Genomic DNA, 20,650 nt, shown 5'->3' with positions numbered 1-20,650 from the left:
CAGAGGGCGCAGAAGGTAGCGCGGAAGGCGCAGAACGTTCAGCGCCCTCTGCGGGAACCGCTATACGCATTGTTACTTCTTGTTGGAGTCCACTACGAGGCGCTGGTCACGGTTCACCACTTCCCAGGCGGAATAGAACACCAAGCGGGCGCGCTTTTCCATCTTCGGAAACTCGATTTTCTCTACTTCGTCGCCCGCGCCGTGGTAGTCGTCGTGCACACCGTTGAAGAAGAAGGCCACCGGGATTTTGTGCTTGGCGAAGTTGTAGTGGTCGGAGCGGTAGTAGAAGCGGTTCGGGTCTTCGGGGTCGTTGAAGCGGAAGTCCAGGTCCATCTTGGTGTACTTCTCGTTGGAGTTCAGCACAATTTCGTGCAGCTCCGAGGAGAGCTTGTCGGAACCGATAACGTACACGTAGTCGCCTTTGCCTTCGTGGTCTTTATCGGTGCGGCCCACCATGTCGGTGTTCAGGTCGGCTACGGTAGCGCTGAGCGGGAAAATGGGGTGGTCGGTGTAGTACTCTGAGCCCAGTAGGCCTTTTTCCTCGCCGGTTACGGCCAGAAACAAAATGCTGCGGCGCGGACCGTGGCCCTCGGCTTTGGCTTTCTGGAACGCCTGCGCCATTTCCAGCAGCGTAACCGTGCCCGAGCCGTCGTCGTCGGCGCCGTTGTGCACCTCACCGCCAATGATGCCGATATGGTCGTAGTGGGCCGAGAGCACCACTACTTCGTCTTTCTTGTCGGTGCCTTCCAGGTAGCCCAGCACGTTTTCGGTGGTGAAATCCTCCACTTTCTTGGGCGCCGTCACCATAAATTTGGCGGGCTTGAACGCGCTGGCTACCGGTTTACCGGCCTTATTAACCGACGCCGTATACTTGGTTACGGCGGCGGCATTGGAGCCCAGCAGCTTATACCCCACGGCCGGCGACACGAAGAAGGCCGAAGCCCGGCGGGCACCCGGCTTGGCATCCTTAAACGAAATGCTCGGCCGGCTGATGTACTGCGTCATGCGGCCGGCCAGCTTTTCGAAGTTGCTGTTCGGGTTGAAATCCACGAAGAACACCGAGCGGGCACCTTTCTCAGTGGCCATAGCCAGCTTGGCGCGGAAGTCGTTGCCCCACTTGCTGCCGGCCCCGTCTTTGCCCAGAATAGCCTTGCCATCAGTGCCCGTGGGCTCGCCCAGCAGAATCACTAGGTCTTTGCCTTTCACGTCGAGGCCGGTGTAGTCGGAGTAGCCGTCCTGCTCGATGCCGTAGCCCGCAAATACGGGCTGCACGGCGGTTTCCGTCTGGAAAGGCGTGGAGCCCATACCGTAGAAATCAGTGAGCCACTTGTAGGTCTGGCCGCCCACTTTCAGGGTACCGCCCTCGGCCCAGGTGCTGCGCTCCATGGTGAAGTGCTGCAAATATGGGTCGTCGGAGCCTTGCACCGGACCCGTCAGGCCCAGCTCCCGGAACTGCTTGCTTAGGTACTCGGCGGCCATTTTCTGGCCCTTCTCGCCGGTTTCGCGGCCTTCGTACGCATCCGAAGCCAGAACAGTCAGGTGCTTGCGCAGGTCTTCCTGCGTGATGGTGGGGCCGTACTGGCCGGCCAAATCCACGGCCGCAGTGGGCGTGGCAGTAGCGGCGTCGGCAGCCGGAGCGGGTGTGGCTGCGGCCTCCGTTTTGGCCTTGCGCTTGGTCTTGACTTTAACTTTTTCGGGTGCTTGCTGGGCCACGGCCGAAGCCGTAACGCCCGCCGCCAGCAGCCAGGTTAGAAAGGGTTTCTTCTGCATGTACTGTGATTGAGTGAAGTGGTGAGACGGTGAGCTAGTGAACTAGTGAGCTTGACGTTCAAGCCGCGCAGTCTGCGCTAGTGAAGCTATTGGAACATCAAACTCACCATTTCACAATCTCACAAGTTCACTGGTTAGGGTTGCACGATGAGGACGGAAGCATAGGCGGCCACGCCTTCGCGGCGGCCGACAAAGCCCAGTTTTTCGGTGGTAGTGGCCTTGATGCTGATATCGTCGGTGGGGATGCCCATGACTTCCGCCAGCACGCGCTGCATTTCCGGAATGTGCGGGTTCACCTTGGGCGCTTCCAGGCAGATGGTGGAGTCGATGTTGGAAATGGTGTAGCCGCGCTCCGTGAGCAGGCGCACCACTTCGGTGAGCAGCCGCTTGCTGTCGATGCCCTTGTACTGCGGGTCGGTGTCGGGGAAGTGGAAGCCGATGTCGCGCAGGTTGGCCGCGCCCAGCAGCGCGTCGCAGATGACGTGGATGAGCACGTCGGCGTCGGAGTGGCCGAGGGCGCCGTGGGTGTGCGGCACCTGAATGCCGCCGAGCCAGAAGGGGAGGCCCTCCCGCAGCTGGTGAACGTCGTAGCCGAAGCCAGTCCGGATTTTCATGGAATCAGAAGGGGAATAACAACGAATGAGGCGGCAAGGTACAACAACCGCCGAACCGCTTCAGCACGGTGCCGCTACGAACACCGGCACCCAACACAAGTGAAAAAAAGTGGTGGCCACTTAAAGTAAAGCCAGCACTTGTTCGTCAGGGTAAAAGATACCAGCGCAGCCGAGTGCAATTGGATAGCAAAATAAATATGGAAACTTTGGATTCATTAAAAGTTTCCGCAGTATCTTTGCTGCCGAAGTTATGGAAATCAAAGACCGTATTCTATCCGCTGCCCTCACGCTTTTCACGCGCAACGGCATCAAGAGCGTATCAATGGATGACATTGCCACGCATTTGGGAATCTCGAAAAAGACGCTCTACAAATGGTTTGAGAACAAAGACCAGATTGTATCGGCGGGTATTGCCAACCACCTGAACGGGGTGCAGGGCGAGTGCGAAGGCATTGCCGGGAAAGCCCGCAACGCCGTTGATGAGATGATACTGATGATGGACTGGGCCAAGCGCCAGTTTTCCAACGTCAACCCAACGGCCGTGCACGACCTGCGCAAGTATTATCCGGCCGCCTGGGCGCTGTTTCACACCCACAAAAGCAAGTATATCCTCAGCCAGATTCAAGATAACCTGCGCCGCGGCGTGCAGGAAGGCCTCTACCGGGCCGACCTCGATATAGAGGTGCTGTCTCGCCTGCGTCTCGCTCAAATCGATATTCTGTTCGACCCCGAAATATATCCGCACGCCGAGTTCGACCAGTCGCGGGTACAGTTTGCCTGCAACGAACATTTTTTGCTGGGCATGGTCACGCTCAAAGGCCACAAGCTCGTCAACGAGTACCGTCACGTGACGGAAGAAGAGTAAGCACCATCTCCCGCTTTCCTGATATGAAAAACAACCTCCGCGTTTTGCTGCTGGCTGCCGGGCCGGGCCTGTTGGCCCCTGCCGGAGCCGCCCTGGCGCAGACTACTGCTCCGGCCGCTCGGCCTACTTTAGGTGCCGCTACGGCCGCTGGTATCGTGCCGCTGTCGTTGCAGCAAGCCATCGACTATGCCGTTAAAAACAAATCCAGCCTGCTGGCTACGCGCTTGGCCGAGCAAACGGCCAAAGCTAAAGTAGGCGAAATCAGAGCTGCTGGCTTGCCGCAAGTGAACGTGGCCGCCAACGTAGCCGACAACTTCAAGCTCCAAAAGGCACTGGTGGATTTCGGTGCTCTAGGCGGCGGCGGCTCGGCTACCACCCTCACTTCCTCTGATATTGCGGCGGCCCAAGCTGGGCAAACCGTGAACCTGGGTACGGTGACCTTGCCCGCGGAGCCCGTGCCGCCGCAGGCATTTGCTTTCGGGCTGCGCTACGCCGGCAACACCAGCGCCTCGGTGTCGCAGCTGCTCTTTGATGGGGCCTACCTGATTGGGTTGAAGGCGGCTAAGGTGTACGAAGAACTCGCCAAAAAGCAAACCCAGCAAGCCGAAATCGACGTGGTGGAGCAGGTGAGCAAGGCCTACTACAGCACGCTGGTAGCCCGCGCCCGGCTGGGCTTGCTGGCCCGCAACGTGCAGCGCCTCGACACGGTGCTCTACCAAACCAACGAAACCTTTAAGGCTGGTTTTGCCGAGAAGCTGGATGTGGACCGCCTGCGGGTGCAGCGCAACAACCTGATTGTGGAGCAGCAGAAAGCCCAGCGCCTCACCGAGTTGAGCGTGGCCTTGCTGAAATTCCAGATGGGCTTGCCGCAAGACCAGCCCGTGCAGCTCACCGACTCGCTGGGAGCCGCCGTGGTAGATGCCGGTGCCTTGCGCCAGCGCCTGGGTAGCGCCAACTTTGCCACCGGCGGCGGCGACACCAACCTCGGCGGTGTACCTACGGCTCCGGCTGGCGGTACCGCGGGTAGCCCCGGCTCCGAGCAGGCCCGCCAGGACCAGCAAACGGCCCTCAGTGGTGGCCGCACCAACCAGCTTTCCGCCACGTTCAACTACAACAACCGCATCGAGTTCAGCACACTGGAAACCCAGCAGGCGTTGGCCGGCCTTGATTTAGCTAACCGCCGCGCCGGGGCTTATCCGCGCCTGGTAGCTACGGCGGCCTATGGTTTCTCGGGCTCAGCGAAAAACGGCGGCGACTTATTTGCCTTCCGGGGGCCTGATTCGCGCTCTTCCAACGGTTTTCCCAACCAGAACTGGTTTGGTTTCGGCAACGTGGGCCTGGCCCTGAACATTCCGGTGTTCGACGGTTTCCGCCGCAAGTATCAGGTGCAGCAGGCCCGCATTCAGCAGCAGACGCTGGAGAAAGGCTTCGAGACCCTGCGCCAGACCATCGACTTGCAGGACGCCCAAAGCCGCACCACCCTCATCAACGCCCTTGATGTGCTCGACAACCAGAAAGCCAACCTCGACCTAGCCCAAGATGTGGCCCGCGTGTCGCGCATCAAGTTTCAGGAGGGCGTAGGCTCCAACCTGGAAGTAGTAACGGCCGAAACCTCCCTGCGCGAAGCCCAAACCAACTACTACGCCGCCATTTACGACGTGCTGGTAGCCAAAGTGGACCGCGACAAAGCTACCGGCGAGCTGTACAACCAAGCCAAAAAGTAAGCTGTTGGCCGATGGCTGCTAGCTGTTGGCTTTTCCCCGAAGACACTCTCTTTCCTCTTTATATGAATCGCCTTTTCCTGACGAAAGCTGTCAGCTATCAGCTACTAGCTATCAGCTTATTTACCACTGCCTGCGGCAGCAAAGACCCCAAGGCAGAGCTGGCCAAGCTGAAGCAGGAGCAAGCCGCCAACCAAGCCAAAATTGCCGAACTGGAAGCCAAAACGGGTACCGCTTCCGATTCGGCGGCGGTAATTACCACGCCGGTTTCGGTTATCAAAGTGGCGCCCGAAAGCTTTAAGAGCTACTTGGAGCTGCAAGGCCGCGTTGATTTCGACCAAAACGCCACGGTAGGTGCCCGCGCTGCCGGTACCCTCACCAGCCTGCGCGTGCAGCGAGGCGACCGGGTAAGCAAAGGCCAGACCCTGGCTACCGTGGACGCCTCCGTGCTGGATGCCAGCATTGCCGAACTGCGCACCCGCATGGATTTGGCCCGCGTGGTGTACGAGAAGCAGGACCGCCTCTGGAAACAGCAGATTGGCACCGAAATCCAGTACCTGCAAGCCAAAAACAACTACCAGGCGCTCCAGCGCAACCTGGCTTCGCTCAACCAGCAGAAAGCACTTTACAGTGTAGTAGCGCCGTTTTCGGGTACTGTGGATGATGTGCTGCCGAAGCTTGGCGAAACTGTAGCACCCGGTGCGCCCGTGGTGAAGCTGCTCAGCGGCGGTAGCACCGGCAAAATCGTGGTGGACGTATCGGAAGCCTACGCCTCCCGCATCAAAGCCGGCGACAAAGCCTTGGTGACTATTCCCGACATGGGCGGCGAAGAACTGCCCGCCACTGTGCGCGTGGTAACCAGCACCATCAACCCCACCAGCCGGACGTTCACTACCGAACTGCGCCTGAACAGCAACAAAGCCGGCCAGTTGCGCCCCAACATGGTGGCCAACGTGCGCATCCTGAACTACGCTCAGCAGAATGCCACCGTGCTGCCCGTTGATTTGGTGCAGAAAGACGAGCAAAGCAGCTACGTGCTAGTAGTAGACGACAAAGGCGGCAAGAAAGTAGCCGCCAAGCGCGTTATCAAAATAGGCAACACTTACAACGGCAAAGTGGAAGTAATCAACGGCCTGCAAGCCGGCGACCAGGTTATTTCGGCGGGCTATCAGAATCTGAACGAGGGACAAGTAGTTACTCTGTAAAGAGCTAGAAGCTGCCCCCTTGCTGCTCTCTCAATGAGGAGAGAGAAACTAGTCCTACCTACTAGCCATCCTATCCCATTGGTAGCATACCAGCGCTAGAAAATTAAAAACTAGTTCCCCCTCTCTTCGCGGAGAGGGGGCTAGGGGGTGAGGCCTTCGTCCGCACGCCGCAGAACGTCAAAACCAGAACTCATGCAGGATCCAGAAAAAGAGTTTGGCCCAACCAGTTGGTCCATTGATAACAAGACCAGCATTTATATTATCACGCTCATACTGTGCGTGATGGGTATCTTCTCCTATATCAAGCTGGGCAAGGAGAAATTCCCCGATATCGTGATTCCGCGGATTATTGTGGCCACGGTGTATCCCGGTACCTCGCCTACCGACATCGAGAACCTGGTAACGCGCCAGCTCGAAAAGGAGATTAAGAGCGTGAACGGGGTGAAGAAAATCAACTCCACCTCCAACCAGGACTATTGCATCGTGGACGTGGAGTTCAACTCCGGCGTGGACGTGCAGTACGCCAAGCAGCTCATCAAGGACGCCGTGGACAAGGCCGCCAACGAGCTGCCCAACGACTTGCCTTCGCCGCCCACCGTGCAGGAAGTGAACCTGTCGGAGCTGCCGATTATGAACATCAACTTGGCTGGTAATCTACCGGTCAACCAGCTGAAAAAGTACGCCGACGACTTCCAGGACAAGATTGAGGCCCTGCCTGAAATTACCCGCGTGGACATCATCGGGGCCCTGGACCAGCAGGTGAACGTGGACGTGGACCTGAACCGCCTGCGGGCTTCCCGCCTCAGCTTCGGCGACATCAGCGCCGCCATTGGCCGCGAGAACATCACCATTTCGGGTGGTTCGGTGAACGTGGGCGACCAGAAGCGCGCCGTGCGCGTGGCCGGTCAGTATGCCCGGGCCGCCGACATTGCCAACATTCAGGTGAAAAACCTGAACGGCTCGGCTGTGCGCCTCGGCGACATTGCCACCGTTACCGACGCCTTCAAAGACCGGGAATCCTACGCCCGCCTCGACGGCAAAACGGCCGTTACGCTCAACGTTATCAAGCGCCAGGGCGAAAACCTGATTGACGCTTCTGATAAGATCAAGGAGATTATCAAGGACTCGAAAAAGAGCTTGCCCAACGAGCTGACTATCACCGTCACCGGCGACACCTCGAACGACACCCGCGTAACGCTCCACGACCTGATCAACACCATCATCATCGGCTTTATCCTAGTGACGCTGATTCTGATGTTCTTCATGGGCACCACCAACGCCTTGTTCGTGGGCCTTTCGGTACCGATTTCCATGTTCCTGGCCTTCGTGCTGCTACCTGGTTTCGGGTTTGCGCTGAACATGATTGTGCTGTTTGCCTTCCTGCTGGCGCTGGGTATTGTGGTGGACGATGCCATTGTGGTTATCGAAAACACCCACCGTTTGCTGCACGAGCACCCCAACCTGACCACCGCTCAAGCCGCCAAATACGCTGCCGGTGAGGTATTCATTCCGGTATTGGCTGGTACGCTCACCACGGTGGCGCCCTTCGTGCCGCTCATGTTCTGGCCGGGGATAGTAGGCTCGTTCATGTTCTACCTCCCCGTGACGCTCATTCTCACCTTGATGTCGTCGCTCATCGTGGCTTTCATCATGAACCCGGTGTTTGCCGTGAGCTTCATGGAGCGCGAAGACCACCATGCCGAAGACAACAAGCCCAAGCTGACCAAGAACTTCCTGATTGCCATGGGCGTGCTGGCGCTGATTGCCGTTATCGGCTACGTGGCTGGGTCCACCTTCGTCGGCAACCTCTCGCTGACCGTCATCGTGCTGTGCTTCCTCGATAAGTTTGTATTCATTCACATGATTGCGGGCTTCCAAACCAAAGTGCTGCCCCGCTTCCAGAACGGCTACGCCCGCATAGTTACCTGGGCCATCAAGCATCCGGCCCTAATTATGGTGAGCATGCTGGTGCTGTTTGTGGTGTCGGTATTTGCGGTAGCTGCCCGCAGCCCCAAGGTGGACTTCTTCCCCAGCGGCGACCCGAAATTCGTGTACACCTACCTGAAGATGCCCGTGGGTACCCGGGTGGAAGTAACCGACTCGGTGGCCCGCGTATTGGAGCAGCGCATTTATAAGGTAATCGGCAAAGACAACCCCGATGTGGAATCGGTGATTACCAACGTGGCCATTGGTGCCGGCGACCCTGGCGAAGCTACGGCTTCGGGTACCTCGCAGTCCAACCTGGCCAAAGTAGCCGTGGCCTTCAAGGAAATGAGCGACCGGACCGGCCCGCCCACCAGCACCTACATGGACAAAATCCGGGAGGTAGTGAAAGGTATTCCGGGCACCGAAATTTCGGTGGACAAGGAAGCCAGCGGCCCGCCGCAGGGTAAGGCTATTGCCATTGAAGTAGCCGGCGACGACTACCCCACGCTCATCAAGCTGTCTAAAGACGTAACCCGCTTTGTGGAGTCGAAGAACATTGGGGGTATCGAGCAGCTGCGCTCCAACTTGGAAGATCGGAACCCGGAAATTGCCGTGGACATCGACCGGATTCGGGCTAACCGCGAAGGTATCAGCACCGCCCAGATTGGTTCGGAAGTACGTACCGCCATCTATGGTACCGAAGCCAGCAAGTTTAAAACCCCCGACGACGAGTACCCGATTCAGGTGCGCTACGCCGAGCCCTACCGCTCCGACGTGGATGCCATCCTGAACTCGCCGCTGACGTTCCGTGATGCTACCGGCGCCATCCGGCAGGTACCCATTGCCTCGGTGGCCGACGTGAAGTACGGCACCACCTACGGCGGCATCAAGCGCAAAGACGTGAAGCGCGTGATTACCATCAGCTCCAACGTGCTCAACGGCTTCACCGGCCCCGACGTGGTAGCGCAGATTGAAACCGCCCTCAAGTCGTTCAAGGCGCCTCCGGGCTACGTTGTGAAAATGGGCGGTGCCCAGGAAGACCAGCAGGAAACCAGCTCGTTCCTTGGGGTGGCCGCCATTGGTGCCTTTGGCCTCATCTTCCTGGTACTCGTGATGCAGTTCAACTCGGTAAGCAAGCCGCTGTTGATTCTCACCGAAATCCTGTTCTCGGTAATCGGGGTAATGCTGGGCCTGGCCATTACGGGCATGAACATCAGTATCGTAATGACCGGCGTAGGTATCATTGCGCTGGCAGGTATCGTGGTGAAAAACGGGATTCTGCTGGTGGAATTCACCGACATTCTACGGGCCCAGGGTATGCCGCTGCGCGAAGCCATTGTGCTGGCCGGCCGCACCCGCCTGAACCCGGTAATCCTGACGGCTACGGCCGCCACCTTGGGCTTGATTCCGCTGGCTATTGGTCTGAACATCGACTTCTACGAGCTGTTCAACTCCGGCCACGCCAACTTCTTCATCGGCGGCGAATCGGTAACGTTCTGGGGGCCGCTGGCCTGGACCATCATCTTCGGTCTGGTGTTTGCCACGGTTATCACGCTGGTAGTGGTGCCGGTGATGTACCTGATGACCGAAAGCCTGAAGCTCCGCCTCAAGAAAGACCCCGAAACTCCTGCCGATGCCGAGGAAGTGCGGGCGGCTACGCCGCCGATTTTGGCGGAGGCAGAAGTGTAAAAACTTTTCGGAACGGCTTGCAACCATTTCTGGCAACTAAGGACTCCTTCGCCCGAACGGGCGGAGGGGCCACCCAGAAAGCCCAGCCCTCCTTTTCTTAATACCCTAGTTCTTCGTCGTTTCTCTCATGGTTTCTTCAACAACGACTCTCGCCCCCAAATCTATTCAGCAGCAAGTGCTGCGCATCATCAGCAAGCGCAAGTCCATCAAGCCGCAGCGCCTGCGTATCGGTAGCGACCTGAGCCGCGAGCTGGGTTTCGACACCGTCGACGTTGTCGACATTATCCTTGAGTTGGAACGCAACTTCCATATCACCATTCCTGACGAAGTGCCCCTGGCCACCGTCGGCGACTTTGTGAGCTACGTAGCTTCACACGCCCACGCCGCCTAGACACACCTACTGCACCACACACCAAAAAGGCCCGAAACGCATTGTTTCGGGCCTTTTTTGGTAGTTGGTATCAGGATATAAGTAGTAGCATAGAGGTAGCAAGCGCCTGTATCCTACTACCTATATCCTGATACCAACTACTTATATTCTACTACTTACATCCAACTACTACCGGACGTTGCCGCCCGTGTCGCCGCCGGTAAAGCCAGTGTCGCTGCCGGAGCGGCTGCTGTCGGTGGTGTTAGCCGCTACGTCGGCGTGCGGGGTGGTATCGGTAGTGGGTGCAGGCGTGCTAACGCTGGCCGGAGCCGGCGTGCTGCTATCGGGGGAGCCCAGGCCGGAGTCGGTGTTGGGCGTTGGCTTAGGAGCGGGCGTTACGTCGGTGGCGGCGGTGTAGCTGTCGGCAGAGGTGGTACCGTACTCCTCGTCCACTACGGCCACGGAGGGGCGGGTTTTCTCCCACTCCGCAAACTTGTCCATCTCCTCTTTAATGGTGGTGCTGAACCAAGCTACCAGGGCCACGTCGTCGAGCAAACCCAGCACCGGAATGAAGTCGGGAATCAGGTCGATGGGGCTCAGGAAGTAAAGCGTAACCGCTACGGCCGCAATAACCGTGGACGTAGGCAGGCCCGTGTACTCGCCCGCCACCGAGGCCCGGATGAGGCGAAACAGCGTCTGCATAGTCTCCCAGGCCTCGTGGGCAATGGAGCCGATGTCGTTCTTTTCGCTGGCTTTTTTGTACGCGTCGTTGAGCAGCTGCTTTACGCGGGTGGGGCGCTTGAGGTAGTCTTCGGCGGTACCCAAAAACTTCTTGAATATCGGCGACGAGGCTACCTGGTCGCCTTTAGGGGTTTGCTTAGCCATGATACAGTAGGGTGAGAGTGAAAACGAACCAGAGCAAAAATAGCCCTAACCGTTGTTGCCTGCCTATACTGTTTCAGCGCAAAATAGTTATCCGGGTGGCTAGTATCTGATTGTCAATAAAAAACCCTGCTCCGGTAGGGCAGGGTTTCATAAAGATGCGGTGCGGGCAGGCGGTTAGTTGGTTTCCACGCGGCCGGCGGCGTAGAAATTGCGGTGGTAGTACTGCTGGTTCAGGGAACTAACCATCACGCCGCCGCTGCAAGCTGAATGCGCAAATTTGCCGTCTTTCAAATAAATGCCAACGTGGTAGATAGGCTGGCCGGGGCCGCGGCGGAAGAAAACCAAGTCGCCGGTTTCCATGGCGTCTTTGCTTACGTGCTTCACGCTGCTGAACATCGAGCGGGAACTGCGCTGGAGCGTGATGCCGTACACTTCCTGGTACACGCGGGTTACGAAACCCGAGCAGTCGGTGCCTTTTTTGGAGTTGCTGCCGTAGCGGTAGGGAGTGCCAATCCAGTCGAGGACGGTACGCAGCAAATCTTTGTTTTCGGTGTGGGTCAGGTTGACGCCGAGGGCCTGACCGTAGTAGTCGTATGCCGCCGAGTCGTTGGCGGGAACGTCGTGCTTTTTGCCGTCTTCGTCGGAGAACAACGAGAGCAGCGAAGCCTCAGCCGCAATAGGGGCCGACGAGGAGGAGCCGGAAGAGGAGGGAGTCGTTTCGAAGAAGAAGGAGAGGGCCATGGAGGCCGCGGCGAGGCAATACAGGGGGATATTCTTCATTGTCCGTCGTGGGGTGGCAAAAGTGGTTTTCGGAGTGGCCGAAGGAACCGGGAAGTACTTCTTATTCGATAGAAGCGGGGTGAAAAAAGGGAGGTAACAAACCAACAAAAGGCGGCAAAATCGAGAGGATTCTGTTCCGACCTATGCTTCAAACTAAGCTCTAAAATCGGGAACAACCAAAACCGGGCCCCGAAATGACATAATATTCTTCTCAAAAGTCAACTTAATCTTGAAAAGAGCTTGCAACCCGCGCAACCAACCAACTTGTTTACAACGTATAATCCGCCGCCTTTTTCCTGCCTTATGAAGCTTCCGCTTATCATCGAAAATTCCCCGCTGGCTCGGCTGGCACGCCTCAAGCTGGGCACCCGGAGCGTGGCCATGGTGCTGGGTAATAAAATCCATTTGAGCGGGGCTACCCGGGAGGAGTTCCTCAACGACCCGTACTGGGTGGCCCACGAAATGGAGCACATCCGGCAGTTCGAGGAGCACGGCAGACTGGGCTTCCTGCGCCGCTACTTGCTGGGCTGGATGCGCTATGGGTACTACAATATTCCTTTTGAAATAGCGGCCCGCGAGGCCGCTCTGCTCAACGCGCCCCTCTACACCCGCGGCCAGCCCCTCCCCAACCCCGCCGATATGCACCAAGGGCCAAAAGCGAAATTGTGAAATGGTGAAGTGGTGAGTTTGACGTTCTGGCGTTGCTAGTTGCGCAAATAGCGTAGTCTGGCTAGCAAGACGTCAAACTCACCACTTCACCATCTCACAATTTCACCACTTACAAAGCAGCCAACCGGCCGCCGTCTACTACCAGGGTGGTGCCGTTGACGAAGTTGGCCTCGGGGGAGGCCATAAAGCAGATGGCGGCGGCCAGTTCATTAGGGGTGCCTACCTGGCCGGTGATTTTCTCTTTGCCGCTTTTCACGTTGGGGTTGCTCCAGAGCATGGGCGTGTCCACGGCGCCGGGCGCTACGGCGTTGATGCGGGCGTGGGTATGCGGAATTTCCAGACTGAGCCCGCGCACGAAGGCCTCTACGGCGCCTTTGCTGGCGGCGTAGGGCACCACGTTGGGCGTGGTTTGATGGGCGTGTACCGAGCTAACGGCCACAATGGCGCCGCGCTTCATGTGGGGCAAGCACAGCTGGGTGAGCCGGAACAGGGCCCGTAGGTTCACGTTTAGTACCTCATCCCACTCCTTGGGGTCGAGCTTGAGTAGGGGCTTGAAGGTCATCATGGCGGCGTTGCTGACCAGCACATCCACCCGGCCCCAGGTATCCAGAATCTTCTGCACGGCAGCTTGCAAAGAAGCGTCGCGGCCCACATCGGCCCTGATGAAAATAGCGTCGCCGCCTGCCGCCTTTATTTCACTCACCACGGCGCGGCCGTCGGCTACGTCGCGGCCCAGTACGGCCACGCAGCCACTTTCGCGGCCCATTTGCACGGCCACGGCCCGCCCGATACCCGAGGTAGCGCCCGTCACGAGGCATACCTTATTCTTGAAACGCTGCATAACTGAAGCTGGAGTCGAAAGCGGGTGCCGGCCAGCGGCTGGTGGTTGCAGAGAAATAGGTTTCCTGCTCGCCGCCAGCTGTTGCTTGCACCCCACAAAAAAAGTTGCCGCTTTCCCGCGGTCAACGGAAAAACGGCAACCTCAACTATAAGTTTAAAAACTCTTACTTGGAAGGCTCTTCAAACACCTTGCGCATCCCCGCGGCCACCAGACCGTCGGGGGTGATGTTGGTGAGCATGGCCTGGATTTTATTGGTGATGCCGGAAATGACGCGGGCTTCCCCTTTCATCAGGGCTTCGTAGCCGTCCTTGGCCACGTCTTTGGGGTCGGCGAGGCCCATCACGCCGTGAGCGGCGCGGGTGTCCTCAGCCCCGGCCCGCTCGAAAAAGTCGGTATCGGTGGCGCCGGGGCACAGGGCGGTTACGGTTACGCCAGTGTCTTTCAGCTCATTGGCCAGCGCCTCGGAGAAGCTCAGCACAAAGGATTTGGTGGCCGAATACACCGCCATGTTGGGTGAGGGCGTGAAGGCAGCCGTGGAAGCCAGCTGCAAAATGCGGCCCTTGCCGCGCGACACCATGTCGCGCCCAAACAGGAAAGTCAGCTCAGACAGGGCTACAATGTTGGTGTGAATTACGGCCCGGTTGCGGGCCACATCCGACTCCAGGTAGGGGCCGTACTCGCCGAAACCGGCGTCGTTTACCAAGATATCCACGGCCAGGCCCTGGGCTTTCACTTCGTCGTACACGCGCTGGGCGGCGCCGTCGTGGCTAAGGTCCTGCGTGATGAGTGTGGGCTCGATTTGGTGCACGCTGCGCAGGTGCTCGGCAAAGGTGTTGAGGCCAGCCGTATTCTGGTCGACGAGAATGAGCTGATACTGGTCTTTGGCGAAGAGGTGAGCGAGTTCTTGGCCAATGCCGCTGGCGGCACCAGTAATGAGGGCAACGGAAAGATTGGAATCGGGTGACATAGGAGCTGGAGTTAGATAAGTAAGGGGTACTGTGGGGCTTACTCACTTACCAACAGCCGGGTTATGTCGAGCTTGGCCGCGAAAATCATCTGCCCGCAACCGTAACCCGCAGTGGGTTTTCAACGAATACTCTCGCACGAAAGCCGTTCAGTAGTCAGGCTTTCCTTCTGTTGTACCTTTTTAGTTATCCATCATGGCCAAGCACAATCAAGTAAATCCGACCGGTTCCTCTTTGTCTGCTACCGATAGCCTCACCGACACGGCTGCGTCGTTGGGCAACGTAAGTGACGATTCGTTTGAAACCACTACCAGCCAGCCCACCGCCTCGGCCTCTACGGCGGAAGGCAGCCAGCCTCAGGACACGCAGCGCAAATCGTGGCTGAACCAGGATGAGCTGTTGAAAAACGTGAACCTGAACCAGTTGCCCCAGTCGGTGAAAGACTTCGGCTCGAAAGCGGTGGACCAGTTCAATAGCCTCACCACCCAGCAGAAAGTAATTGGCGGTGCTTTGCTGGTAAGCGGCCTGAGCTGGCTGGCACTCCGCAGCAAGAAATCCAAGGCGTCGTCGGACATCTACGCGCCCTACAACCCCAAGAAGAACGAGGATTCTAAGTGGAAATCCAGCAACGAATCGGTGTACCGCGGCGCTTCGGCCGGTCTGCACAACTCCGATACCACTTACGGCATCGAAAACGGCTTTTAAGCCCGCATAAATAAGCCAACAAAACGGCCCCGCACTCTCAGGAGTAGCGGGGCCGTTTTGTTGGTAGCCAGTCAGTTGCTTGTTATGAAGCAGGTTATAGGCGCAAATCAAAGCCGTCGGACCGGAGCAACGAAAGCAGAGTGCGCGCTTCTCTACCGCTATGCTACCCTGCCGGGGTTTCGATGGCAGCCAGTGAAGCTACTGGCTCGGAAAGCCCGCAGGCGGAGCGAGTTGGTTAGCACCGATACTGAGCTAAGCGCCATGGCCGCCGCCGCCAGCATAGGGGACAGCAGCACCCCGAACACCGGGTACAGCACCCCGGCCGCAATGGGAATGCCCAGGATGTTGTAGATAAAGGCGAAAAACAGGTTTTGCCGGATGGTGCGGATGGTCTGGCGCGACAGTTCAATGGCCGTGACTACGCCGTGCAGGTCGGAGCGCATGAGCGTAATGCCCGCCGCTTCCAGGGCCACATCCGTACCCGAGCCGATGGCCAGCCCGATGTCGGCCTGAGCTAGCGCCGGCGCGTCGTTGATACCGTCGCCGACCATGGCCACCACGCGGCCTTCGGCTTGCAGCTCCTTCACCTTGTTGGCTTTGTCGGCGGGCAACACCTCGGCAAAATACCGCTTGATGCCTACCTGGGCGGCTACCTGGGCGGCCGTTTGCGGGTTGTCGCCAGTTGTCATCACCACCTCAATGCCCAGGGCCTGCAACCGGCTGATGGCCGCCGCCGAGGTGGCGCGCACGGTGTCGGCCACGCCCAGCAGTGCCACGGCTTGGTTGGCTACGGCCACGTACAGCACCGTTTTAGCGTCGGCTAGCAGCCTGGCTGCCTGCGTGGTTAGCTCTGGGGAAAGCAGTATGCCCGCTTCTGTCAGTAACCGCTGGTTGCCGATAAGTACGGGCTGGCCGTTTACCGTGGCCGCCGCGCCGCGGCCTTCCAGGGCTTGAAAGTCGGTAGCGACCAGCTTCTCGGGGCTGTGCGCGTCGGCGTAGCGCACCACGGCCTCGGCCAGCGGGTGCTCACTCTGCCGTTCTACGGCGGCCACTAGCCGGAGCAAGTGGGCGGTATCCTGATTGGGAGCCGCAAAATCGGTGACGGTGGGCTGGCCGCTGGTGATGGTGCCGGTTTTGTCGAGCAGCACGGTGTTCACCCGATAGGCCTTTTCCAGCGCCTCGGCACTCCGAATCAGCACCCCGTGCTCGGCGCCTTTGCCGGTACCTACCATAATAGCCGTGGGCGTGGCCAGCCCCAAAGCGCAGGGGCAGGCAATGATGAGCACCGCCACAAAATTGACCAAGGCCAGCGGCAGCCGGGTAGCTTCCGGGGCCAGACCAAACCACACCGCAAACGTGAGCAGGGCAATAACTACCACCGTCGGCACAAATACGGCGCTGACTTTATCGGCGAGGCGCTGAATGGGGGCGCGGCTGCCTTGGGCATCTTCCACCAGCTTCACAATCTGGGAAAGCAGGGTATCGGCGCCCACTTTCGTTACACGGAAGCGGAAGGAGCCGGTTTTGTTAAGGGTAGCGCCAAACACCGGGTCGCCCGCTTTTTTCTCGACGGGCAGACTTTCCCCGGTCAGCATGGCCTCATCCACCGACGAGTAGCCTTCGAGCAGAATACCATCGGTGGCTATTTTCTCGCCGGGCCGCACCAGCAGCGTGTCGCCGAGCTGGACCTGCTCGATGGGTACGTCCAGCTCCTGGCCGTTGGGACGCACCACGCGGGCGGTTTTCACTTGCAGCCCCAGCAGGGCCTTCATAGCCGCCGACGTGCGGGTTTTGGCGCGCATTTCCAGCACCTTACCCAGCAAAATCAGGGCAATGATGGTGGCGGTGGTGTCGTAGTATACTTCCGGCATGAGGCCCCGGCTCATAAAGAAGTGGGGCGCCACCGTAGCGGCCAAGCTGTACAGGAAAGCGGCGCCCGTACCCACGGCTACCAGCGTATCCATGTTGGCGGTGCGGTGCCGCAAGCCGTTCCACGCCGATACGTAGAACTCGCGGCCACTGTAGAGCAGCACGGGTAGCGTGAGTGCTAGCAGCAAGTAGTTCAGCCACTGCACGTTCACGCGCTGTAGCAAAGCCGGCCACAGCATCAGCATGCTCAGCGGCATAATTACTACGGCCAGCCCCAGCGCCACCCAGAACCGGCGCTTCAGCTGCTGATAGGCCAAGGCTTTCTGGCGGTCCAGCTCGGCGCTCCGGTCGGCGGCGCTGGTGTCGGGGGCGCGCTCCACCACGCCGTAGCCGGCCTGTACTACGGCCTCTTTCAGCGTGGCAGGCGAGGCCTGGTCGGGTAGGTACTGAATGGTGGCTTTTTCGGTGGCAAAATTGACAAGCGCACTCTGCACGCCCGGCGTGCGGCTCAACGACTTCTCCACGAACGACGCGCACGAGGCGCAGGTCATTCCTTCGATGTCGAGGGTGGTGGTTTCAGGAACAGAAGACATAGTAAAGCAGCGAAATAGAAGCGGCAGGCCCGTTTCGGCGTACAGATGCCGTACGGCGTGAAGGCAATACAAAGGAACGGCCAGCCACCGCGCCGGGCCGTACGTAATCCTAAACAAGACCTACATAATTTCTGGTGCCCTAGCCGGTAGGTGCCGCCCAAAAAAAATGCAGGAACCTCTTCCTTTCTTGCCATAAACCAACGGTTGATGTCTAAGCCTGAATTTGATGCGGTAGTAGTGGGCTCGGGCCCGAACGGGCTGGCGGCGGCCATTGTGCTGCAACAGGCGGGCTTGTCGGTGCTGCTGCTCGAAGGCAAGAAGGAGCTGGGCGGCGGCCTGCGCACGGCGGAGCTGACCTTGCCCGGCTTCCGCCACGACATCTGCTCGGCTATTCACCCCTTGGCGGCGGCTTCGCCCTTCTTCCAAACCTTGCCGCTCGCCCAATACGGCCTGGAGTACATTACGCCCCCAGTGGCTGCCGCCCACCCCTTCGATGGCGGTACGGCCGCCACGGTGGTCAACTCCCTCGCCGATACAGCCCGAAGCCTGGGGGCTGATGAACGCGCCTATCGTCAGCTACTGGCGCCACTCGTGAAGAGCTGGCCGAACCTGGCTCCCGACGTGCTGGCCCCGCTACACGTGCCCAAGCACCCGCTGGATATGGCCCGTTTCGGCTTGTCGGCCCTGCAACCGGCCACGCTGCTGGCCAAGCGTTTTCAGGCCAAAGAAGCGCGGGGCCTGTTTGCCGGCATGGCCGCCCACGCCATTCAGCCGCTGGAAAACCTGACCACCGCGGCCATTGGTCTGGTGCTGCTGACAGCCGCGCACCGCAAGGGCTGGCCACTGCCCAAAGGCGGCTCCCAGCAGATTGCCGATGCGCTGGTGGCGCACTTTGTGGCGCTGGGCGGGCAGATTGAAACCGGCACCTTCGTCCGGTCTCTCTCGCAGCTGCCCCCGGCCAAGGCCGTGCTGCTCGACGTCACGCCAGCCCAATTGCTGCAACTGGCCGGGCATAAGCTTTCCGGCATCTACCAGTGGCAGCTGCGGCGCTACCGCTACGGCATGGGCGTGTTCAAGGTGGATTGGGCGCTGGATGCCCCGATTCCGTTTGTGGCCGAAGGGTGCCGGCAGGCGGGCACGGTGCACCTGGGCGGTACGCTGGAAGAAATTGCCGCCGGCGAAAAAGCTGCTGCCGCCGGCCAGCACCCCAGCAAGCCGTTCGTGCTGCTGGCCCAGCAAAGTGTCTTCGACGACACCCGCGCCCCTTCCGGTAAGCATACCGCCTGGGCCTACTGCCACGTCCCGAACGGCTCCACGCAGGATATGACCACCGCCATTGAACGGCAGGTAGAGCGGTTTGCGCCCGGCTTCCGGGAACGAATTATCGGCCGCCATACCTTCAATACAACCCAGATGGAGGCGCACAACCCCAACTACGTGGGCGGCGACATCAACGGCGGCCTGCTCGACCTCACCCAGCTTTTCACCCGGCCCGCGTTGCGCGCCTCGCCCTACCGCACCTCCCAGGCCGGGCTGTATCTGTGCTCGTCGGCTACACCACCCGGCGGCGGGGTGCACGGTATGTGCGGCTACCACGCCGCCCGCCGCGCCCTGCACGACGTGTTTCACCTGAAACCCGCGCCATTGTACCAGGAAGCATAACCCGCGCGTTTCACTCCCGATGCCGGGGCCTCTCCCCGCCCGATGATTCATCTTGCTTCGCACTCAGGCTATTCCTTTCCGGAAGAGGTTTGTCAGCCAACCTAAGTTCAGGCGCAAGCCCTACCTTGCGTATCTATCTTCGTGCCTTTCCACCCTTGTTGCCTCCTCATGAATAGAACGCTGCTTTTCTTTCTGTTTTGCGTGGTGGCGCTGGCCCGGCCGGCGCACGCCAAAGACTATGTTATTACCAAGTTTGGCGCGAGTACCGATAGTACCAGGCTGAACACGAAGGCTATCCAGAGTGCCATCGACAAGGCCAGTGCCAGTGGCGGCGGCACCATCGTAATTCCGAAAGGCGTGTTTCTGAGCGGGGCGTTGTTTTTCAAGCCCAAGACGCAGCTGCGGCTGGAGGCCGGGGCCAAGCTCAAGGGCTCCGACAACATTGCCGATTACCCCCTCGGGCCGTCGCGCATGGAAGGGCAGAAGCTGGATTATTACGCGGCCCTTGTCAACGCCTACAAGGTGAACAACTTCCGGGTGAGCGGCCCCGGCAAGATTGATGGTAACGGGCTGCGGTTCTGGAAGGCGTTTTGGGCGCACCGGGACTCCATGCAGAAGGCCGGCAAATCATCCACCAACCTGGAGGTGCACCGACCCCGGCTGCTCTTTATCTGGGGCTGCGACAACGTGACCATTGAAAACGTGAAGCTGCACAACGCCGGCTTCTGGACCACCCACCTCTACCAGTGCAACAACGTGCTGATTGAAGGCTGCGACATTCGCTCTCCGTTCCGGCCGGTGAAGGCCCCCAGCACCGACGCCGTGGATATTGACGTGTGCAAGAAAGTGACCATCCGCAACTGCTACATTTCCGTCAATGACGACGGCATTGTGATGAAAGGCGGCAAAGGCCCCAACGCCCAGAACCTGCCGGAAAACGGCCCGATTGAAGACGTGCTGGTGGAAAACTGCACCTTCGGCGAAGTACACGCGGCCGTCACCTGCGGCAGCGAGTGTATCCATGCCAACCGCATTACGGTGCGCAACTGCAAGGTGGACAACGACCGGCCGCTGCTGCTCTTTAAGATGCGCCCCGACACCTACCAGCTCTACGAGAACATCACCATCGACAACGTAACCGGCAAGTGCGGTACCATCGTCACCCTGTCGCCCTGGACGCAGTTTTTCAACATGGCGGGCAGCACCGAAAAGCCCTTCGGCACCATCCGCAACATCACTATTTCCAACGTGAAAGTGAACTGCAAGCAGTTTGCGGTGCTCGATGGCAACCCTACCGACAAGGTGGAAAACATTGTGTTTAAGAACGTAGATGCTACGGCTCAGAAAGTCGAGTTTCCCAACAAGTACCCCGCTGTGAGATTCGAGAATGTGACCCTCAACGGCGCGCCACTCAAAGCCACGCAAGACGCCCGCACCGGCCCCGCCGTAACCCCGTTGAAACCCGACTAGCAGCCTGCTATTGCCCTGACCCTAGCAAAACGCCCCGCCAGTTACTGGTGG

At 59.2% G+C, this 20,650-nt stretch carries 15 protein-coding genes and 1 pseudogene; 9 read left to right on the top strand and 7 right to left on the bottom strand.

All coding sequences use genetic code 11. The annotated features are described in order from the left end of the window. Positions 1-72 precede the first annotated feature (72 nt). Together J0X19_RS09775 and ispF are read right to left on the bottom strand one after the other, a co-directional pair. The gene (locus tag J0X19_RS09775; protein WP_206984174.1) at positions 73-1,770 is read right to left on the bottom strand and encodes a M28 family peptidase; all 1,698 of its coding nucleotides are present in this window, start codon (positions 1,768-1,770) and stop codon (positions 73-75) included. A 134-nt stretch (positions 1,771-1,904) separates the two neighbouring features. Then, positions 1,905-2,384, bottom strand: a complete 480-nt coding sequence (gene ispF / locus J0X19_RS09770; RefSeq protein ID WP_206984173.1) for a 2-C-methyl-D-erythritol 2,4-cyclodiphosphate synthase — start codon at positions 2,382-2,384, stop codon at positions 1,905-1,907. Positions 2,385-2,634: 250 nt separating this feature from the next. Between ispF and J0X19_RS09765 the strand changes: the two genes are divergently transcribed. The 5 genes from J0X19_RS09765 to J0X19_RS09745 all read left to right on the top strand — a co-directional run bounded on the left by J0X19_RS09765 (position 2,635) and on the right by J0X19_RS09745 (position 10,181). Then, positions 2,635-3,249 (top strand): TetR/AcrR family transcriptional regulator, encoded by a 615-nt coding sequence (locus J0X19_RS09765; protein WP_206984172.1) that lies wholly within the window; start codon positions 2,635-2,637, stop codon positions 3,247-3,249. Positions 3,250-3,272: 23 nt separating this feature from the next. After that, positions 3,273-4,973, top strand: a complete 1,701-nt coding sequence (locus J0X19_RS09760) for a TolC family protein (RefSeq protein WP_206984171.1) — start codon at positions 3,273-3,275, stop codon at positions 4,971-4,973. 62 nt (positions 4,974-5,035) lie between these two features. Beyond that, positions 5,036-6,175 (top strand): efflux RND transporter periplasmic adaptor subunit, encoded by a 1,140-nt coding sequence (locus J0X19_RS09755; protein ID WP_206984170.1) that lies wholly within the window; start codon positions 5,036-5,038, stop codon positions 6,173-6,175. Between the two features lie 192 nt (positions 6,176-6,367). Beyond that, positions 6,368-9,790: an efflux RND transporter permease subunit gene (locus J0X19_RS09750; RefSeq protein ID WP_206984169.1), complete on the top strand. Its 3,423-nt coding sequence runs from the start codon at positions 6,368-6,370 to the stop codon at positions 9,788-9,790. Between the two features lie 127 nt (positions 9,791-9,917). Then, the gene (locus J0X19_RS09745; protein WP_206984168.1) at positions 9,918-10,181 is read left to right on the top strand and encodes an acyl carrier protein; all 264 of its coding nucleotides are present in this window, start codon (positions 9,918-9,920) and stop codon (positions 10,179-10,181) included. Between the two features lie 510 nt (positions 10,182-10,691). Here J0X19_RS09745 and J0X19_RS24990 read toward each other — a convergent pair. Both J0X19_RS24990 and J0X19_RS09735 read right to left on the bottom strand, forming a co-directional pair. Beyond that, positions 10,692-10,862, bottom strand: a pseudogene (locus J0X19_RS24990) (YkvA family protein); the annotation flags it as partial. Between the two features lie 357 nt (positions 10,863-11,219). Then, positions 11,220-11,825, bottom strand: a complete 606-nt coding sequence (locus J0X19_RS09735) for a C40 family peptidase (protein ID WP_206984167.1) — start codon at positions 11,823-11,825, stop codon at positions 11,220-11,222. A gap of 303 nt (positions 11,826-12,128) precedes the next feature. On the opposite strand from J0X19_RS09735, the gene J0X19_RS09730 reads away from it, so the two are divergent. Then, positions 12,129-12,494, top strand: a complete 366-nt coding sequence (locus J0X19_RS09730; RefSeq protein ID WP_206984166.1) for a hypothetical protein — start codon at positions 12,129-12,131, stop codon at positions 12,492-12,494. A 109-nt stretch (positions 12,495-12,603) separates the two neighbouring features. On the opposite strand, the gene J0X19_RS09725 is transcribed toward J0X19_RS09730, so the two are convergent. Together J0X19_RS09725 and J0X19_RS09720 are read right to left on the bottom strand one after the other, a co-directional pair. Further along, positions 12,604-13,335, bottom strand: a complete 732-nt coding sequence (locus tag J0X19_RS09725) for an SDR family NAD(P)-dependent oxidoreductase (protein ID WP_206984165.1) — start codon at positions 13,333-13,335, stop codon at positions 12,604-12,606. A gap of 163 nt (positions 13,336-13,498) precedes the next feature. Beyond that, complete coding sequence (locus J0X19_RS09720) at positions 13,499-14,302, bottom strand: SDR family NAD(P)-dependent oxidoreductase (protein WP_206984164.1); 804 nt, start codon at positions 14,300-14,302, stop codon at positions 13,499-13,501. A 193-nt stretch (positions 14,303-14,495) separates the two neighbouring features. On the opposite strand from J0X19_RS09720, the gene J0X19_RS09715 reads away from it, so the two are divergent. Beyond that, positions 14,496-15,005 (top strand): hypothetical protein, encoded by a 510-nt coding sequence (locus J0X19_RS09715; RefSeq protein ID WP_206984163.1) that lies wholly within the window; start codon positions 14,496-14,498, stop codon positions 15,003-15,005. A 158-nt stretch (positions 15,006-15,163) separates the two neighbouring features. Here the strand turns inward: J0X19_RS09715 and J0X19_RS09710 are convergent, their stop codons facing one another. Next, positions 15,164-17,467 carry a heavy metal translocating P-type ATPase gene (locus J0X19_RS09710; RefSeq protein ID WP_206984162.1) on the bottom strand — a complete coding sequence of 768 codons (2,304 nt, stop codon included), beginning with the start codon at positions 17,465-17,467 and terminating at the stop codon, positions 15,164-15,166. A gap of 207 nt (positions 17,468-17,674) precedes the next feature. Here J0X19_RS09710 and J0X19_RS09705 point away from each other — a divergent pair, with 207 nt between their 5' ends. Together J0X19_RS09705 and J0X19_RS09700 are read left to right on the top strand one after the other, a co-directional pair. Next, positions 17,675-19,129 carry a phytoene desaturase family protein gene (locus J0X19_RS09705; RefSeq protein ID WP_206984161.1) on the top strand — a complete coding sequence of 485 codons (1,455 nt, stop codon included), beginning with the start codon at positions 17,675-17,677 and terminating at the stop codon, positions 19,127-19,129. Between the two features lie 168 nt (positions 19,130-19,297). After that, positions 19,298-20,599: a glycoside hydrolase family 28 protein gene (locus J0X19_RS09700; RefSeq protein WP_206984160.1), complete on the top strand. Its 1,302-nt coding sequence runs from the start codon at positions 19,298-19,300 to the stop codon at positions 20,597-20,599. Positions 20,600-20,650 lie beyond the last annotated feature (51 nt).

The sequence above is a fragment of the Hymenobacter telluris genome (assembly GCF_017313265.1).
GTDB classification, from domain to species: Bacteria; Bacteroidota; Bacteroidia; order Cytophagales; family Hymenobacteraceae; genus Hymenobacter; species Hymenobacter telluris.
Note: the sequence above shows the minus strand (reverse complement) of the source record. Positions and strands in the feature narration are given on the sequence as shown.

Excerpts from the sequence above, each read along its gene's own strand:
- ispF (WP_206984173.1), bottom strand. The coding sequence starts at position 2,384 with ATGAAAATCCGGACTGGCTTCGGCTACGACGTTCACCAGCTGCGGGAG.
- J0X19_RS09725 (WP_206984165.1), bottom strand. The coding sequence starts at position 13,335 with ATGCAGCGTTTCAAGAATAAGGTATGCCTCGTGACGGGCGCTACCTCG.
- J0X19_RS09745 (WP_206984168.1), top strand. The coding sequence starts at position 9,918 with ATGGTTTCTTCAACAACGACTCTCGCCCCCAAATCTATTCAGCAGCAA.
- J0X19_RS09760 (WP_206984171.1), top strand. The coding sequence starts at position 3,273 with ATGAAAAACAACCTCCGCGTTTTGCTGCTGGCTGCCGGGCCGGGCCTG.
- J0X19_RS09765 (WP_206984172.1), top strand. The coding sequence starts at position 2,635 with ATGGAAATCAAAGACCGTATTCTATCCGCTGCCCTCACGCTTTTCACG.
- J0X19_RS09730 (WP_206984166.1), top strand. The coding sequence starts at position 12,129 with ATGAAGCTTCCGCTTATCATCGAAAATTCCCCGCTGGCTCGGCTGGCA.
- J0X19_RS09735 (WP_206984167.1), bottom strand. The coding sequence starts at position 11,825 with ATGAAGAATATCCCCCTGTATTGCCTCGCCGCGGCCTCCATGGCCCTC.
- J0X19_RS09755 (WP_206984170.1), top strand. The coding sequence starts at position 5,036 with ATGAATCGCCTTTTCCTGACGAAAGCTGTCAGCTATCAGCTACTAGCT.
- J0X19_RS09705 (WP_206984161.1), top strand. The coding sequence starts at position 17,675 with ATGTCTAAGCCTGAATTTGATGCGGTAGTAGTGGGCTCGGGCCCGAAC.
- J0X19_RS09700 (WP_206984160.1), top strand. The coding sequence starts at position 19,298 with ATGAATAGAACGCTGCTTTTCTTTCTGTTTTGCGTGGTGGCGCTGGCC.
- J0X19_RS09750 (WP_206984169.1), top strand. The coding sequence starts at position 6,368 with ATGCAGGATCCAGAAAAAGAGTTTGGCCCAACCAGTTGGTCCATTGAT.
- J0X19_RS09720 (WP_206984164.1), bottom strand. The coding sequence starts at position 14,302 with ATGTCACCCGATTCCAATCTTTCCGTTGCCCTCATTACTGGTGCCGCC.
- J0X19_RS09710 (WP_206984162.1), bottom strand. The coding sequence starts at position 17,467 with ATGTCTTCTGTTCCTGAAACCACCACCCTCGACATCGAAGGAATGACC.
- J0X19_RS09775 (WP_206984174.1), bottom strand. The coding sequence starts at position 1,770 with ATGCAGAAGAAACCCTTTCTAACCTGGCTGCTGGCGGCGGGCGTTACG.
- J0X19_RS09715 (WP_206984163.1), top strand. The coding sequence starts at position 14,496 with ATGGCCAAGCACAATCAAGTAAATCCGACCGGTTCCTCTTTGTCTGCT.